The organism is Moraxella equi (assembly GCF_002027555.1).
Lineage (GTDB): Bacteria > Pseudomonadota > Gammaproteobacteria > Pseudomonadales > Moraxellaceae > Moraxella > Moraxella equi.
In genome coordinates this window covers 1-15,197 of the sequence record NZ_MXAP01000004.1, presented here as the reverse complement: position 1 = coordinate 15,197, position 15,197 = coordinate 1, and the positions used below count along the sequence as shown (strand labels likewise).

General features: G+C 45.2%; 18 protein-coding genes. 6 read left to right on the top strand and 12 right to left on the bottom strand.

All coding sequences use genetic code 11. The features are described from left to right. Positions 1–114: 114 nt before the first annotated feature. From B5J93_RS00265 to B5J93_RS00250, 4 genes are all read right to left on the bottom strand, one after another. Positions 115–462, bottom strand: a complete 348-nt coding sequence (locus tag B5J93_RS00265) for an RnfH family protein (RefSeq protein WP_079323876.1) — start codon at positions 460–462, stop codon at positions 115–117. After that, positions 450–1,544, bottom strand: a complete 1,095-nt coding sequence (locus B5J93_RS00260; protein ID WP_079323879.1) for a hypothetical protein — start codon at positions 1,542–1,544, stop codon at positions 450–452. The genes B5J93_RS00265 and B5J93_RS00260 overlap by 13 nt, the downstream gene beginning before the upstream one ends. Positions 1,545–1,668: 124 nt before the next feature. Beyond that, positions 1,669–2,361 (bottom strand): c-type cytochrome, encoded by a 693-nt coding sequence (locus B5J93_RS00255; RefSeq protein WP_079323878.1) that lies wholly within the window; start codon positions 2,359–2,361, stop codon positions 1,669–1,671. A 294-nt stretch (positions 2,362–2,655) separates the two neighbouring features. Then, positions 2,656–2,952, bottom strand: coding sequence for a c-type cytochrome (locus B5J93_RS00250; RefSeq protein ID WP_029103003.1), 297 nt, complete (start codon positions 2,950–2,952; stop codon positions 2,656–2,658). A 205-nt stretch (positions 2,953–3,157) separates the two neighbouring features. Here B5J93_RS00250 and yihA point away from each other — a divergent pair, with 205 nt between their 5' ends. The 4 genes from yihA to B5J93_RS00230 all read left to right on the top strand — a co-directional run bounded on the left by yihA (position 3,158) and on the right by B5J93_RS00230 (position 6,505). Continuing rightward, positions 3,158–3,862 carry a ribosome biogenesis GTP-binding protein YihA/YsxC gene (gene yihA, locus B5J93_RS00245; protein ID WP_079323877.1) on the top strand — a complete coding sequence of 235 codons (705 nt, stop codon included), beginning with the start codon at positions 3,158–3,160 and terminating at the stop codon, positions 3,860–3,862. Between the two features lie 81 nt (positions 3,863–3,943). Continuing rightward, a complete protein-coding gene (gene rsmI, locus B5J93_RS00240) occupies positions 3,944–4,774 on the top strand; it encodes a 16S rRNA (cytidine(1402)-2'-O)-methyltransferase (RefSeq protein WP_079323875.1) in 831 nt (276 codons plus the stop codon). Positions 4,775–5,033: 259 nt separating this feature from the next. Next, a complete protein-coding gene (locus tag B5J93_RS00235; RefSeq protein ID WP_079323874.1) occupies positions 5,034–5,480 on the top strand; it encodes a GatB/YqeY domain-containing protein in 447 nt (148 codons plus the stop codon). Further along, entirely contained in the window at positions 5,477–6,505 is a 1,029-nt protein-coding gene (locus B5J93_RS00230; RefSeq protein WP_079323873.1) for a threonine aldolase family protein, read from the top strand. Before B5J93_RS00235 ends, B5J93_RS00230 begins: the two co-directional genes overlap by 4 nt. Positions 6,506–6,735: 230 nt before the next feature. Here the strand turns inward: B5J93_RS00230 and B5J93_RS00225 are convergent, their stop codons facing one another. Both B5J93_RS00225 and B5J93_RS00220 read right to left on the bottom strand, forming a co-directional pair. Then, complete coding sequence (locus B5J93_RS00225) at positions 6,736–8,301, bottom strand: M48 family metalloprotease (RefSeq protein WP_079323872.1); 1,566 nt, start codon at positions 8,299–8,301, stop codon at positions 6,736–6,738. 32 nt (positions 8,302–8,333) lie between these two features. Further along, a complete protein-coding gene (locus tag B5J93_RS00220) occupies positions 8,334–8,804 on the bottom strand; it encodes a hypothetical protein (protein ID WP_079323871.1) in 471 nt (156 codons plus the stop codon). 167 nt (positions 8,805–8,971) lie between these two features. Between B5J93_RS00220 and B5J93_RS00215 the strand changes: the two genes are divergently transcribed. Beyond that, positions 8,972–10,474, top strand: coding sequence for a YihY family inner membrane protein (locus B5J93_RS00215; protein ID WP_078274533.1), 1,503 nt, complete (start codon positions 8,972–8,974; stop codon positions 10,472–10,474). A gap of 22 nt (positions 10,475–10,496) precedes the next feature. Here the strand turns inward: B5J93_RS00215 and B5J93_RS00210 are convergent, their stop codons facing one another. Genes B5J93_RS00210 through trhP form a run of 6 tightly spaced genes read right to left on the bottom strand, consistent with a single transcriptional unit; the run spans position 10,497 to position 13,751 of the window. Next, a complete protein-coding gene (locus B5J93_RS00210; RefSeq protein ID WP_078274532.1) occupies positions 10,497–10,754 on the bottom strand; it encodes a YfhL family 4Fe-4S dicluster ferredoxin in 258 nt (85 codons plus the stop codon). Further along, entirely contained in the window at positions 10,754–11,074 is a 321-nt protein-coding gene (locus tag B5J93_RS00205) for a DUF4298 domain-containing protein (RefSeq protein ID WP_158080654.1), read from the bottom strand. The genes B5J93_RS00210 and B5J93_RS00205 overlap by 1 nt, the downstream gene beginning before the upstream one ends. A gap of 57 nt (positions 11,075–11,131) precedes the next feature. Next, complete coding sequence (locus tag B5J93_RS00200; RefSeq protein ID WP_079323869.1) at positions 11,132–11,536, bottom strand: FKBP-type peptidyl-prolyl cis-trans isomerase; 405 nt, start codon at positions 11,534–11,536, stop codon at positions 11,132–11,134. Positions 11,537–11,552: 16 nt separating this feature from the next. After that, on the bottom strand, positions 11,553–11,981 hold the full coding sequence (locus B5J93_RS00195; RefSeq protein WP_079323868.1) for a type II toxin-antitoxin system VapC family toxin: 429 nt from the start codon (positions 11,979–11,981) through the stop codon (positions 11,553–11,555). A 9-nt stretch (positions 11,982–11,990) separates the two neighbouring features. After that, entirely contained in the window at positions 11,991–12,299 is a 309-nt protein-coding gene (locus B5J93_RS00190; RefSeq protein ID WP_079323867.1) for a hypothetical protein, read from the bottom strand. A gap of 21 nt (positions 12,300–12,320) precedes the next feature. After that, a complete protein-coding gene (gene trhP / locus B5J93_RS00185; RefSeq protein ID WP_079323866.1) occupies positions 12,321–13,751 on the bottom strand; it encodes a prephenate-dependent tRNA uridine(34) hydroxylase TrhP in 1,431 nt (476 codons plus the stop codon). A gap of 333 nt (positions 13,752–14,084) precedes the next feature. On the opposite strand from trhP, the gene B5J93_RS00180 reads away from it, so the two are divergent. Next, the gene (locus B5J93_RS00180; RefSeq protein ID WP_079323865.1) at positions 14,085–15,086 is read left to right on the top strand and encodes a homoserine kinase; all 1,002 of its coding nucleotides are present in this window, start codon (positions 14,085–14,087) and stop codon (positions 15,084–15,086) included. Positions 15,087–15,197 lie beyond the last annotated feature (111 nt).

The following is a 15,197-nucleotide window of genomic DNA, read 5'->3' as shown; positions in this document are numbered from 1 at the left end:
GTTAGTTGAGAGTGGGGTAGTAATTAATTATTGTAAAATTAGATAAAAAATCAGGCAAAGTGGGGTGCTTTGCCTGATTTTTTATGTGGTTTTTAAAATTATTATCTGTAAAAGCTATAACGGGCGATAGCCGAGCTTTTTTAGGCGAACTTTGGATTTGGATTTGCGTCGTGCCATCGGGTCGTAGGATAAGGGGCGATAAATCTCCACCCTATCGCCATCTGACAGCACTGTGTCTAGGCGTTTTTTTTGGCTGTATATGCCGACATACCACGCCTTGTGGCTAGGGTCGGCAGTCATGTGCGTGTCGCACCACGCCCCAAAGTCGATAAAATTCGGCAGGCTAAGCCAGCCTGCATGAACTAGGGCTTGGTATAGGGTTGTTCTGTGGGGCAGGATAAGTTCTTGATAGTAGTGCCTGTCCGCGTCTGCATACGCCAAAGCGATGTTTATTGTAGCCATTGCCCGACCCAGCCGATGAGTGCGATGATGATGGCAAGTGGCACGCCAATACGCACCAGTACTCGCCAGATGTTATAACGCCCTTCACTTTTAAAGTTAAAAGTTTTGCGTAAGTGGCTGATTTTCATCACAAAGCCAGAGAACACCGCCAAGATAACGACCGTCAAGAGACTGATGACGACCAGTGCCATTAGGGCGATGTTGGCAGGCAGGGCGGATAACAGCATGGCAAGCACGATACCAGCAGATACGCCCTTGATAAGTCCAAAGCGGATTTTGAGCTGACTGATGGCATAGTACACCAAGAAACTGGCGATGAACAGCATGCCCACACTCGTCACGGCAAAGGATGTTGGCGTGACAAAGGCACTGCCGACCATCAGAGCAAACGCCCCAAACACAAGCTGAGTAAGCCAGATGGGTAATATCAATCCTGATAAGGGCTTTTTGTTGTTCTTATCCATGACTTGTCGGGTCATGTCCACGCCCAAGAACCAGTACAGACCTGTACCCACGCCCACCGAGAGTAATGCCAAAGAGACCGCCCTTGCCCACTCGTCAAGCGATACAGACGTGATGGTTGGCACACTCACACCGCTAGCTAGACCGCCATCAAAGAGCGAGATAAGCCCGCCGATAGTGACAATGATGACCCCGACCCCGAGCAGGCGAGTTTTGAGTAGGCTTAGGATGAGTACTACTATCATCGCCCCTGCACTTAGTCCAACGCTTGGCACACTAAGGTTGAGCTGGGGTAGGTGCTGATGAAGTCCTGCCCCAATGCGTGCGGTCATGGTCGCACCAATGAGTAGTGAGACCAACACCGACAGCCCTGCAAAAGCTCGCCATGTCATCTTGGCATCGGCTTCACGGGTAAGCTTTTGCATGCCAAGCCACACACCATTGCCGCTGCGAGCAGATAGGGCAAGCTCGGCAAATAAGACAGGCAGACCCACCACAAGCATGGCAATCACCCACAACAGCCAAAAATCTAGCTCATGAGCCATGCTCGGGGCAATCTGATGGGCAAATAAGAGTGGTAAGGCACATGCCACAAAAAACACGGTATAACGAGATAACATAGCAAGCTCTGGTTGGGCGGTTAGGGATGGATAAGGGTAAGCAAAAACCAAATAGGGGCAAAATCAAGCAACGACAAAACCCCAATCAAGGGGTTTTATCACACACAAGTCTAAATCTGACAAATCAGTGAACGGCACTGATAAATTCAGAAAGCATCTTGATGTCTTTATCAGACAGTTTGGCTGCCACGATTTGCATCATGCCTTTTTCGTCTTTTTTGGCAGAGTCGTTGGTACGAACCTGTTCTGCCATGAGACCTTCATCTTCACGACCTGCGGCACGGAACAGTTTTAGTTGAGTTGAGATATAGGTAGCATGCTGACCGCCAATGCGTGGGAACGCCGCCCAGTCATTGCCTGCCCCTTTGGGGTCATGGCACCCTGCACAAGGGATGATACCACGACTCTTGTCGCCACCTAGGTAGAGCTTTTGGGCGGTGGCGTTCGTGGCTTTGTTGCCATAGCCCGGTAGCCACGGGGCTTGACTGGCATAGTAGCCTGCTACGTTAGCAAGATCTTGTTGGGTAAGTCCTGCAAGTTGTGCCTGCATGATGCCATTTTTTCTGGCACCTGTTTTAAAATCGACCAGTTGTTTGTATAGGTATTTGATGTTTTGACCGCCCAAATTTGGCTGAGCTGGGGCAACCGAGACACCATTGGCACCGTGGCAAGCGGCACAGTTGGCATCTACAATGGCTTTACCTGCTTCGATGTCAAAGGCAGGAACAGTTGGAGCGGCAGTAGCGGTCAAGGCGATAAAACCAAAACCTGTGGCGAGCAACGTTTTGGCTAGCATGGCTTTGGCTGACAAATTCATGGCTTTCATAACAATTTCCTACTAACTTCGGGGCAATCCCCGTGTCTTGGGTTTTGTATCTTTTTATTTGGCTTTTAAAAGTCAAATGGGTAAATCTTGCTTATTATAGCAAGACTTCGCTAAATTTTCCTACAAAAATTGTGGTTTTGGCAACATTTTTTTGCAAAAAGATGAGATTTTAACAAAAAAATTATCAAATCAAGCCATCATCAACTTATGATTGACAAAAGCCATAAAAATGGGGCATGTACCCAAAAGATGATGTTGCTGTTTGGGTAAACATGCCCCAGTTTTTTATTTTGCCATGTAGTCAATCAATGCCCGAAACTCATCATCGCTACATGTTTGGCACAAGCCCTTGGCAGGCATTTGGGGCATGCCTTTTTTGGTGTTTTTGACTAAGGTTTCCATGCCTTTTTGGGCTTTTAGCCTATCCCATGTGGCTTTGTCGCCTTTTTTGGGGGCGTTTAAGGCACCGCTATCGTGGCAGGTGGCACAGGTTTTTTGATAAGTCGTGGCGACATCGGCATGGCTTACACCTGTGGTGACTAGGGCAAGACTGGCAATGGCGATTTGTAATAATTTTGACATAATAACTCCCACTAAGGGTAATTTGGGATAAATGTGAGAATGACTGTTTTCTCTTATGCTTTTATTATGCAAGTTTTTTGCCAAGTTGCAAGGGATATTTGGTAACTATGCCGAATGCGACTTATTTACCCTTTGGGTTTTTATCGCTATTTTATGGCTTTCATGATACACTATTTTATCATTGTTTAATCGCTATTTTAAAATCATGACCACCACCGACTACCAAAAAATCATTCGCCAAACCGCCTTTTCGCTCTCCGCCCCTACGCTCAAACTTTGTCCGCCCGATACGGGTTTTGAAGTGGCGTTTGCAGGGCGGTCTAACGCAGGCAAATCGTCCGCCATTAACACCATCACTCACCAAAAACAGCTCGCCCGCTCGTCCAAAACCCCAGGGCGAACGCAGATGATTAACTTTTTTAATGTCGGCTCAGAACATAGTCGTATCGTGGATTTGCCCGGCTATGGCTATGCCCAAGTGCCAGAAGCGATGAAAATCAAATGGCAAAAAGAGCTTGAAAATTACCTTGTTCATCGTGAAAGTTTGACGGGGCTAATTTTACTCACTGACATTCGCCACCCGTTGAAGTATTTTGATGAGCAAATGCTCCATTGGGCAAAGGACGGCGACTTGCCTGTTCATGTGTTACTCACCAAAGCGGATAAATTAAAACGTGGGGCTCAAAAAACCGCCCTTTTGCAAACCAAAAAACAACTGCAAGCCTTAGACTTGCCATTTTCCATTCAGCTGTTTTCGGCATTAAATAAAGAAGGGCTTGATGAATTGGCGGACGTATTGGGCAATTGGCTACATTTGGGCGAAACCTTAAATTTAGAAAATGCGGATTTTGATAATGAAAATTTAGCAAATGATAAATTGGATAATACAGAATTAAATAATGATAATTAAAAATTTGTGAATTATTGTAAGGGAAAATCACATTCGCTCAAATAAAATTAACAACCATGATTTAAATCAAAAAGGCAAAAAATGACAGGCATTTTATATATCGTTGCCACCCCCATTGGCAATCTAAACGACATGACGGCAAGGGCGATTGACACCCTAAAATCTGTGGGCGTGATAGCCTGCGAAGACACTCGCACCAGTGGCAAATTATTAAGTTTTTTTAACATATCCACGCCCACCACCGCCTATCATGAGCATAATGCCGACACGCAGACGGCACGGCTGATAGAGCGATTACAAAGCGGTCAATCGGTTGCCTTGATTTCGGACGCTGGCACACCGCTCATCTCCGACCCTGGTTATCGACTGGTGAAGGCGTGCCATGATGAGAGCATCACCGTTGTGCCGATTGTCGGGGCGTGTGCGGTCATCGGGGCGTTGTCTGTGGCGGGTTTGCCGTCTGATAAATTTAGCTTTGTGGGGTTTTTGCCCGCCAAACAACATGGACGCATAGAGAGCTTAAAGGCATATCAAGACCGTACTGAAACGCTGATTTTTTATGAAGCACCGCACCGCATTACAGATTGCCTATCCGACATGGCGGACGTGTTTGGTGGTGAGCGAGAAGCCACGCTGTGCCGTGAGATTAGCAAAACCTTTGAGACGATAAAAAAATTACCGCTGGCTGATTTATTAGAATTTGTAAAAAATGACCCTAACCAACAACGTGGCGAGATTGTGCTGGTTGTGGCAGGTAATACCCAAAAAGAACAAAAGGCGGATTATGATGAATGGCTACTTGCCATCGCCAAAGAATTACCACCAAAAAAAGCAAGTGCAATCGTGGCGGATGTATTGGGTATTAAAAAAAGTGAGGTTTATGATAGACTTTTGGAATTACAAAAAGCCTAATAAAGCCTAATTTAACTTATTTAAATTTAATATTGACTTAAAATGATAAGTTGTTAATTATTGCTTGGTTATTTGAGTTGTAGGGGTAAATTGCAATTCGCCCTTGATAAATAAAATATTGATATAAAATTGACAACAAACCAGATTAATTTTAACAAACAAACCACATCCTTAAATATTAAATCATGCACAAATATCCATGCAATATCGCAAATCTAACCCAAATTTGCTAAAATACACCATTTAACAGGAGATACTCATGACCCTAAAAGTAACCCTAACCGACACCATCAAAACCGCCATGAAAGCCAAAAACATGGAGCAGGTTAAAGTGTTGCGGAACGTACAGGCTGTCATCAAACAAGTGGAGATTGATGGACAAACCGAGCTTGATGACAAAGATGTATTGGCGATTTTACAAAAACAAATCAAACAACGCCAAGAGTCTTTGGGTATTTATACCGCCAATGGGCGTGATGATTTGGCACAAAAAGAGCAGTTTGAGATTGACGTGATTTCCGCCTTTTTGCCCGAGCAGTTGTCCGATGACAAGCTCATTGCTATCATCAATGAGACCATCAGCGAGCTTGGTGCGTCTGGCATGAAAGACATGGGGCGTGTGATGAACACCGTCAAAGACAAGACCGCAGGGCAAGCCGACCCTGCTGTCATCTCAGGACTTGTCAAAAAGGCATTGACCGCATGAGTACGAACGCCCAACATAATTTTGCTTTTGCCTCTGACAACTATTCAGGCGTACATCCTGCCATCATGGACGCACTTATTAGTGCCAATAACGGACATGACAAGGCATACGGTTACGATAGCCACAGCCAAGCTCTGGCGGAGCATATCAAACAAACCTTTGGCGAGCAGGCAGTTGGCTATCCTGTTTTTAACGGCACAGGGGCGAATGTTTTGGGATTGTCGGCGATATTGCCACGATTTGGCGCGGTTATCTGCACCAATCACGCCCACATCAACAATGATGAAAGTATCGCTCCGCAGTATGTTGCAGGGATTAAGCTGTTGGTGATTGATAGTGATGATGGCAAGCTAGATCCCCAAAAAATCCGCCACTTTATTCGCCCATCCGAGCACCACCCACAGGCTCGTGCGGTCTATATTAGTCAAACCACTGAGCTTGGTACTTGTTATAGTCTTGATGAGCTTGCCAATATCCGCCAAGCTTGTGATGAGTTTGGGCTGTATCTCTACATTGACGGGGCAAGGCTGTCCAATGCCGCTGCCCACTTGGGTTGTCGTTTGGTGGACATTGCCCAGTTTGCTGATGTACTGTCGCTTGGTGGTACCAAAAATGGCATGATGATGGGCGAATGTTTGGTGTTTTTAAATCCCAAACTGGACAAGGATATTTTGCACTTACGCAAATCTAGCATGCAACTGGCATCAAAAATGCGGTTCATCTCAGCTCAATTTGTGGCGTGGTTTGAACAAGAACTGTGGCTGTCGCTTGCCAAACATAGTAACGACATGGCAAGCTATTTATACAGCCAAATCAAAGACTTAGACGGCGTTATCATCACCCAAAAAGTCCAGAGCAATGCTGTGTTTGCCATATTGCCGCCTGATGTGGTTACAAAACTACACGATGACTTTCATTTTTATGATTGGAATGATGAAACGGGGGAGATACGTCTGATGATGAGTTTTGACACCACCAAAGAGCAAGTGGATGAGCTTGTGGAGAAGATTAAGGCGTATTTATAAGGTTAATTTATCTATCAAAAAGCATTGCTATATTGGCAATGCTTTTTTTATCACCTTTAATAAATCATACTCTTTTATCAGTCCTTATTTTTAAAAACACCAATCATAACCCAAATTATAGTCAAACAAATTTGAAATAAGACAAGGAAAACGAGCGAAGTTGTACAAGTAGTACTACGAGCGAGTTTGACACAGTATTATTTCAAAGTTGGCAGACCATACAACACAAATCACGGCTTATAGTCCCTAGCCTGTATCATCATCACCTTGCTTTGCTCCAACATGGGTAGTAGATTTGGGTAGTGGGCTTTGGCGACTTTGGTGGCCTGGGCGTTGGATTGTAATGCCCCGTCATATTTGCCACCCCATAGCTCTACCTGTGAGCGGGCGTGTAGGGCGTGTATGGTGGCGATGTTTTTGTCCATGCGTGATTTTTCGTAGGCGTGCTGTATCCCTTGCCACGCCTGCCTATCGTGGGGTGTACGCTCGGTCAAGGGGTTTAGCAGTGCCAATGCTTTGGCAGTCTCGCCTGTACTGACATATGCGTCCGCCAAATGCAAACGCAAATCTCGGCGTTCGGGGTATATCGCTTGGCAAGATGACAGCACCGACACGGCTTGGGCGTGGCCGTTCATCTTGGTGAGTACATGAGCGTGGGTTAGGCAGACAAGTGGGTCGGATGGGTCAAAAGAAGCATTGGCAAATAGGCGTAGGGCTTCATCAGTGCGTGCGTTGTCCGCCAGATACATGATAAGAGCAAGCCTTGCCCCGTCACTGCGTTTGGCGTGGATGGTCAGCTCATCCAGACCTGACTGTTTGGTCAGATAGCGAAGTCGCCATGTCAGCTTGTCAAAGAGACGGGCTTGCTGTTCACGGGCGATCATACTTGGTACAGGATAACCTTTGGCACGGCTCATCGATTCGCTCAGACGCTCGGCAGTAAAGGGGTGCGACTGGATAAAGCTCGGTACAAAGGCGTTTTTGGAGGTGGTTAGCGAGACTTGTTTGTATAGACGTTCAAAAAAGCGGGGCATGGCGGCAGCGTCATAGCCTGCCTGCACCAAAATCTGCTGACCCATTCTGTCCGCTTCTCGCTCATGCTCACGACTGTGATTGGCTGCCGTCTCTGCGGTGGCGGTCTGTGAACCTATCATGGCAGCTGCCGCCACGTCGCCACTGACCGAGCTTGCGGCTAGGGCTGCCAGCAGTCCGCCGATTTGTAGGGCGATGAGTTTTTTGCTGTTGTCTTGGCTGTGTTCGTAGTGGCGTTGGGATAAATGGGCGATTTCGTGAGCGATGACGCTTGCTACTTCATCAAGCTCGCCTGCCGATAGTATCGTGCCTGTGTTCATGCCGATGACGCCCCCTGGTACGGCAAAGGCGTTGATACTACTGTCATTGATGATGGGCGTGGCGATGAGCGACTGGGTGCGAACTATGGCGTTCATTTGGGCAGTCATATCATTGATGACTTGATTTGTCCATGGGTCGTCAATGAGTGGCATGGAGCTGTTGATTTGGCGTAATGACCACAGGGCGATTTGGCGATTGATGTACTGCTCGCTAAAGCGAGTGCCAGTAACGATGTTCGGAGCTAGGGGCTGTGAGCTTGGTCTGTCATGCCTTGATGTGCCAAACTGCCCCATGCTGGTGCCATGATACCCCAACTGCTCGGCATGCCTGTCATAGATGAGTGATGTGCGAGTGATGTTCTCGGGCGGTGTGTCATGGGCAAAGGCGGTTGGGATAAGTGATAAGCCGATGAGTAGGGGTAGGTATTTTTTATAAGTTATCATGATTTTGCCTGATTATTTTCAACTATTTTTAACTATTTTCTTATTTTATTTTTGTGCATGGGCGGTAGGCGTCTTAATAAAACGAACAATAAGACATTGATGATGAGCAGTAATAGCGTCTCAAAACCAAATCCTACGCTGATATACACGGGCGAATGCTCAAATACATGAATAAACCAATATACGCCCACAAAGCCCAAATAAATAAGCATGACCAAACTTGCTACAATCAGCCCATAAGGGGCGTCCGCCCGCTTGATGGTGGGGGTGAGTAGTAGGGCGGGGATGAGTTTGGCAAATTGCCATATCACGCCAAACACCATGCCAGTCCCCACGCCCCCATTCATGCCCAGATTGGCACGACCTGTACTACCAAACGCTAGGCTGGCAAGCACAGGATAAATGATAAGGCAATAAAGCAGCCACACCACCCATGCTCGGCGAAGGGTGGACTGTATGGGAATAATGGGCTTGGGTGCTTTGTCTGATGTGGGCTTTGTCATGATAATGATGGCGTGATAAATTATCCTATTATACCCAAAATTTAGCCAAAGTTATCATTGATGTTTTTTTTAAAAAATTACACAAACATAAAGCAATTTTGTGGTAATATTTGTTAAACTACGTTAAATTTTAATATTGATTTATACCGAAAACCACCCCAAAGCTCATGATTCAACTTCTTAACAAACTGCCCTTTGCCCATCATTCTTGGTTTATGTATATTCGCCTGCTGGTGCGTCACTTTTTGGATGATAACTGCACCCAAAAAGCTGCCAGCTTGACTTATACCACGCTGTTGTCGCTTGTGCCGATTCTGACGGTGATACTCGTGGTTTTTTCAAGCGTGCCTGCCTTAGAGGAAGTGCGTGGGCAGGTACAGCAAGCCATTTATAGCAATCTTATACCGTCATCGGGGGCGGCGATTTCTCAGCACATGGACAACTTTGCCGAAAAATCCAGCAATCTAGGGATTGTCGGGGTGGCGGGTGTTTTTGTGACGACCATCATGACGCTCATCACCATTGAGACGGCGTTTAACCAAATTTGGCGAGTCTCAGAACGCACAGGGGGCATGGCAAGCATTGTCCGTTATTGGACGATGATTACGGTCGCCCCCATCATTTTGGGCGTGGCATTTGGTGCGTCCAGTACCATCTCGGGGCTATCGTTTTTAAATCAGCAAGTGGCAGGCTATGGCATTGATTGGGGGATATGGGCAAAAATCATCTCATTCTTGTTCACGGTCGGTGGCTTTATCGCCATGTACTGGTTCATCCCCAAGGTTAAAGTTCCCCTAAAAAATGCCGCCATTGCAGGCGTGGTCGTGGCGATACTCTTTGAGACCTTAAAGACGGTCTTTGGGACGGTCATGACCAACTTTACCAGTTATGAAGCCATCTATGGGGCGTTCGCTGCCATTCCTGTGTTTTTGATGTGGCTGTATCTGTCGTGGAACTTGATATTGCTCGGGGTGGAGATGAGCTACACGCTTACCATCTTTGACAGCAAAGAAGTGGCGGTACGTCATCCACTGCTTAGCCTGCTTGACATGCTTAATTTGATTTATAAAAAATATCAAGTGGGCGAGACAGCAAGCGAAGCTGAACTGCGGGGCGTGCTGGGACGTAAAGAGACGCCAAAATGGAATCTGTACATCGATGAGTTGGCGACCAACGAACTCATCACTCGCACTGAAAATGATGAATACACCCTACGCACGGACTTGAACACCGTGAGCTTGTGGCAGTTTTATAAAATCATGCCTTATCCTTTGCCCATCAAAGATGAGATGAGTGCCTTAAATAAAGCGGAATATGACCCATGGTGCGTGGAGCTGTATCGTAACTTGGAGCGGATTGAGGGCATTGCCAAAGATGAGCTGGACATGAGTTTGGTAGAGCTGTTTAAGACCGCCCCGCTACGAGCCAAAGAGTCTGTGGTGCGGATGACCGCCCAAAATGCCGACCACAACAGCGACACAGACGGCTTTAATGCTGATGCCAAAACAGTGGTGGATGAGCATGGCAATAGTGTGGTCGTGCCAATGGGGGAGGCGAGTTTTACCGAGAGCAACATCACCAAAGCGGTCAGACTTGCCAAAAAAGGCTGGCATTGGTATGGTCGGGGCAAAAAAGCGGTTAAGGACGCCAAAAAGGGCATGGAGAGCTAAAACGGTAAAGGTAAAATGGGGGTCACCTCCCCCAAATCCGTTTATATTTTGCCATCAAATCGTCAGGCGATTCAGGGCGGTCGGGGTCTTTGATGATACAGTCAATCGGGCAAACTTTATCGCAAGTTGGCTCATCATAAAAACCCACGCACTCGGTGCATAGGTCGGGGTTGATGACATAGGTTTTTTGTCCTTTTTGGTCGTAGCTGATTGCATCGTTGGGGCATTCTGGCTCGCAAATGTCGCAGTTGATGCACTCGGCGGTGATTTTTAGTGCCATTATTCGCCAGCTTTGTCCAAGTGTTTCACGGCAAATCGCATAAAGTCCCACAGCGTGCTGTCATGGTCGGCAATGGCATTCCAAATCGCATCTTCGCTCATCACGCTGTACTCACCATCGGTCGTCAAATCCACTGCCAAGCCGTTTTCAATCTGCTCAAAAAACTCACGATACTCGCCATTAAAATAAAAATGCTCCAATTTGCCCATCAGATCGGCACTTTTTGCCAAATCTTGTTTGGCACTTTGTAGGCGTTCGTGGACGGCAAGCCATTCTTTATAGACGGCTTGGATTTCGTTAATGCGGGTTTGGGCGGTCATAGCTGTTCCTTTTAAAAAATAATAGGCATTATCGCACATAATGTTTATGTACTAAAATTAAGGATTGATACGCAAAAGCTCAATGCGGTATTTGGCGGCTTGCCTACCGCTTTTGCCTTCTTCTTGGTAGCCTAAATGAGCGGGAATGTCAAATTCATAAGTTGCACCCACGGGCATTAAAAGAAGGCTTTCTTGCAATCCTACAAACATTTCGCTGACGGGCAAAATCACAGGCACACCGTTTAATGTGCCTTCTAAGACTTCACCTTTGGCATTATAGGAAGTAAAAAGAATTTCTACCTCATCGTGCAAGGCGGGTTTTTTGCCATGACCATCTTGGATAATGCGATAGGTGAGTCCCGATGTGGTGCTGTGGGTAGGTGTGTGAGTAAAGGCGGTAGCGGTCAAAGGGCTTTGGGCTAGAATGGCGCACAGTATCAAAGCAGGGTATTTGATGTTCATAAGGTCTCCTAAGTGGTTATGCTAGAAATTCAAAAGGATTGATTAACTTAACGGGCATACCATCAAAATCTTTAACATTGCGAGTGGCAATGGTTAAATTATGGGCGATGGCGGTTGAAGCGATATAAGCGTCATTGGTGCTTTTGGGGTTTGGAACATTTAAGCTGGCATAAATTTGAGCCACTTGTTCATCAACTGGCAAAATTCTATTGGCAAATTTTACCAAAACCCAGTTGTTTAGCCAATCTTCCAAAACATCTGCTTGCACAAAATCGTGATTATGGCGTTTTAGTAAAACCCCAAGTTTTAATTCCCTAATCACAATCGCACTTAAATACACTTTTGAAAAATCCAAAGTGTTTGCCCAAGCCACTACATTAGCGTTGGCTTTATTTTGTTCTATTTTTCTGATTTCGGAAATCACATTGGTATCAAGTAAAATCATTATGCTTTCTCAATCATCAAATAAAGTTTCCAATTCGCTAAAATCTGTTGGTAAATCTTTAAATTCAGGAATATCAAAATCCATATCACCAATCGCCTTATATTCCATACACACATCATATAAGGTTTTTGGTTTTGTTGGTTTTTTTGGCGATAAATCAGACAATAATTCTTGTAGTTGCACAAAAGTAGAATAATCTAATTCTAAGGCAACTTTTATAATGTCATCATCAGTTTTATTTTTAACAAAAACACTATTGTCCTGCAAAGCGGTATATAACCGCCCTGCATTGATGTTAATATTAGGATTTAAATTCATTTAAACTCCTTATGGATTTTTTTAAGTAAAAATCGGCTCATCCACCTTTTTCATCACAAGGGCAAATTTTAAGATTTCTTTGTCCATTTCTTTAAAAGGATTGTTAATTTGGCAAATCCAACCAGAACCGAGTGCCGATTCTATTTCATTGCCTTTTTTATCCCACAGTTTATCAAGGGTATAAATCAAATTGCCTTGTGGGGTCATAATCTCAATTTCATCTCCCACGCTTAATTTATTTTTGACGGTCAAAGTTAATTTGTCATCGCTGATTTCTGCCACTTCCGCCACAAATTGCTGATGGTTGGTTTTTGATGAGCCGTGTTCATAATTTTGATAATCCGAATGAATGTGCCGTCTTAAAAACCCTTCGGTATAGCCACGATTGGCAAGACCGTCAAGAGCGGTAATAAGGCTTGTGTCAAATGGCTTACCAGCCACAGCGTCATCAATGGCACGGCGATACACTTGGGTGGTGCGTGCCACATAATAATGCGATTTGGTACGCCCTTCAATTTTTAATGAATGCACGCCCATTTGCGTTAAGTCGGGGACGAGTTCCACCGCCCGCAAATCTTTGGAGTTCATGATATAGGTGCCGTGTTCGTCTTCATACATTGCCATCAATTCCCCCTTGCGACCTTGTTCTTCTAACAACACCACTTCATCACTTGGCTTTTCTACATAATCATCATCCATGACGACATCGCCGTTTAGATTGACGTTGTTAATCTCGCCTTGACTGGGGATAAATACTTCTGGACTGGCAGGGACAATATCGCCTGTTTCATTTTCTGTGGCTTTATAAGTATTATAAGACCAGCGACACGCATTGGTGCAAGTGCCTTGGTTGGCATCACGTTTGTTGATATAGCCTGATAGCAAGCACCGCCCCGAATATGCCATACATAAAGCCCCGTGGACAAAAACTTCAATTTCCATATCAGGCACTTCAGCAATGATTTGCTCAATTTCTTTTAAGGACAATTCACGGCTGACAATGACACGAGATATGCCCATTTGTTTCCAAAATTTCACCGTTGCCCAGTTTACCGCATTGGCTTGCACCGATAAATGAATGGCTTGATGGGGAAAATGCTCTCGCACCATCATAATCATGCCAGCGTCCGACATGATGAGAGCGTCAGGTTTCATCTCAATGACGGGGCGGATGTCTTCAATAAAAGTTTTTAATTTGGCATTGTGGGCTTGAATATTGACCACCACATAAAATTGTTTGCCAAGCGAATGGGCGTATTCAATGCCGGCTCGTAAATTGTCTTCGTCAAAATCATTATTACGCACTCGCAAAGAATAACGGGCTTGCCCTGCATAAACCGCGTCCGCCCCATAAGCAAAGGCGTATTGCATATTTTTAAAGGTGCCAGCAGGGCAGAGAAGTTCGGGTTTTTTTTGGCTTGGCTTTGTTGTGTTTAGCGTATCGGTTGTCATGGTTTGGCTCGTTTTGGCTAAATTTGTTAAACTTGTTATTATATCAAAATTCGCCCATCAAATTCATACTAAATTTGTAAGATTAATTTGATGAAGTTGAGACTGGCTTTTATGAAATCAATAATAACTTCTTGCGATGCTAGGCTTTGTTTTCGTCCCGAGCCATGCTTGCGGGTCGGAAAACCATTATAGGCAGGCACAGCTCACCATGAACGGTTTTCTTTAATTTTAAGTTTACAATAAGTCCAATGCTTAATAAAGTCAAAAAGTAGTCGTAAATTTTTGCAAAAAGTTTTAAAATAAAGTTTTTTATTTGACAAAAAAGGCCAACCCATGTCCGTCTATACCCACCTATCTGATGATGAATTTTTTGCGTTCTGTGGTTTGTTTGGTGTAAAATTTAAAAAAGCCATTCCAATCGTGCAAGGGGTCAAAAATTCCAACTGGTTTATCCAAACCGACAGCGACGTGGGCGATGAGTTTAGCTATGTGTTCACGCTATTTGAAGAGCGTGTGCCTGCTGATATTATCAAAATGGCAACCGTCATGCACGCCCTAAAAGACAAATTACCAATCGCTCCACCGCTTGTCAAGCTCACCGCCAAAGGCGATGACATCGGCACCGACTGCGTCATGCGATACGAAAACAAAGCAATCCTAGTCGTGCCAAAACTCTCAGGTTCACACCCAAAAACCACCGATGAGCCAATGTGCTTTGAGATGGGTAAAGCGCTTGCCACCTTGCACAATACCCTACAAACCTTAGAGCCTGCCGAAAACTATGGCGTGCCACTGTACGACTGGGCAAGGGTCAAAGAGCGTGAAACCGCCTACATGCCGACCGATGAAGCCAAATTGATGAACGACATTTGGACAGCCTACGCCAATCTGCCCGATGATTTGCCTAAGGGTTTGTGTCATTTGGATATGTTTACTGACAATACCTTGTGGGATTTTGCAGGCGATACGGCCACACTGACAGGACTTCTTGACTTTACCGAAGTGTCGGTGGAGCATTATTTGATGGACATTGCCATTACCATTAACGATTTTTGTACCACGTGGGGCAATGCAAGAGACGGCGAGAGCGTGAATTTTAACACCGACAAAATGAGTGCCTTCATAGACGGCTATGAAAGCGTTCGCCCCTTGACGGACAACGAAAAAACCGCCCTGCCCGTCATGCTTGCCTATTCAGCCACGATTTTTTGGCTACTACGCCTAAATGTGATTTACTATAACCGTGAGCAAGGACGGACGGGCGATGACATTATGGTCAAAAATCCTGATTTGATGAAACGGTTGGCGAGTTTGCATTGGGGCAAAGTTCAATAAAGGCGAGAATATGAAAATAAAACAGCAAGCCTATAAAAAAGATATTTTGATGATTATATAGCCATTAAACATTTTTTATTTGTTATGGCAATCATTGTATACCAACCGAAC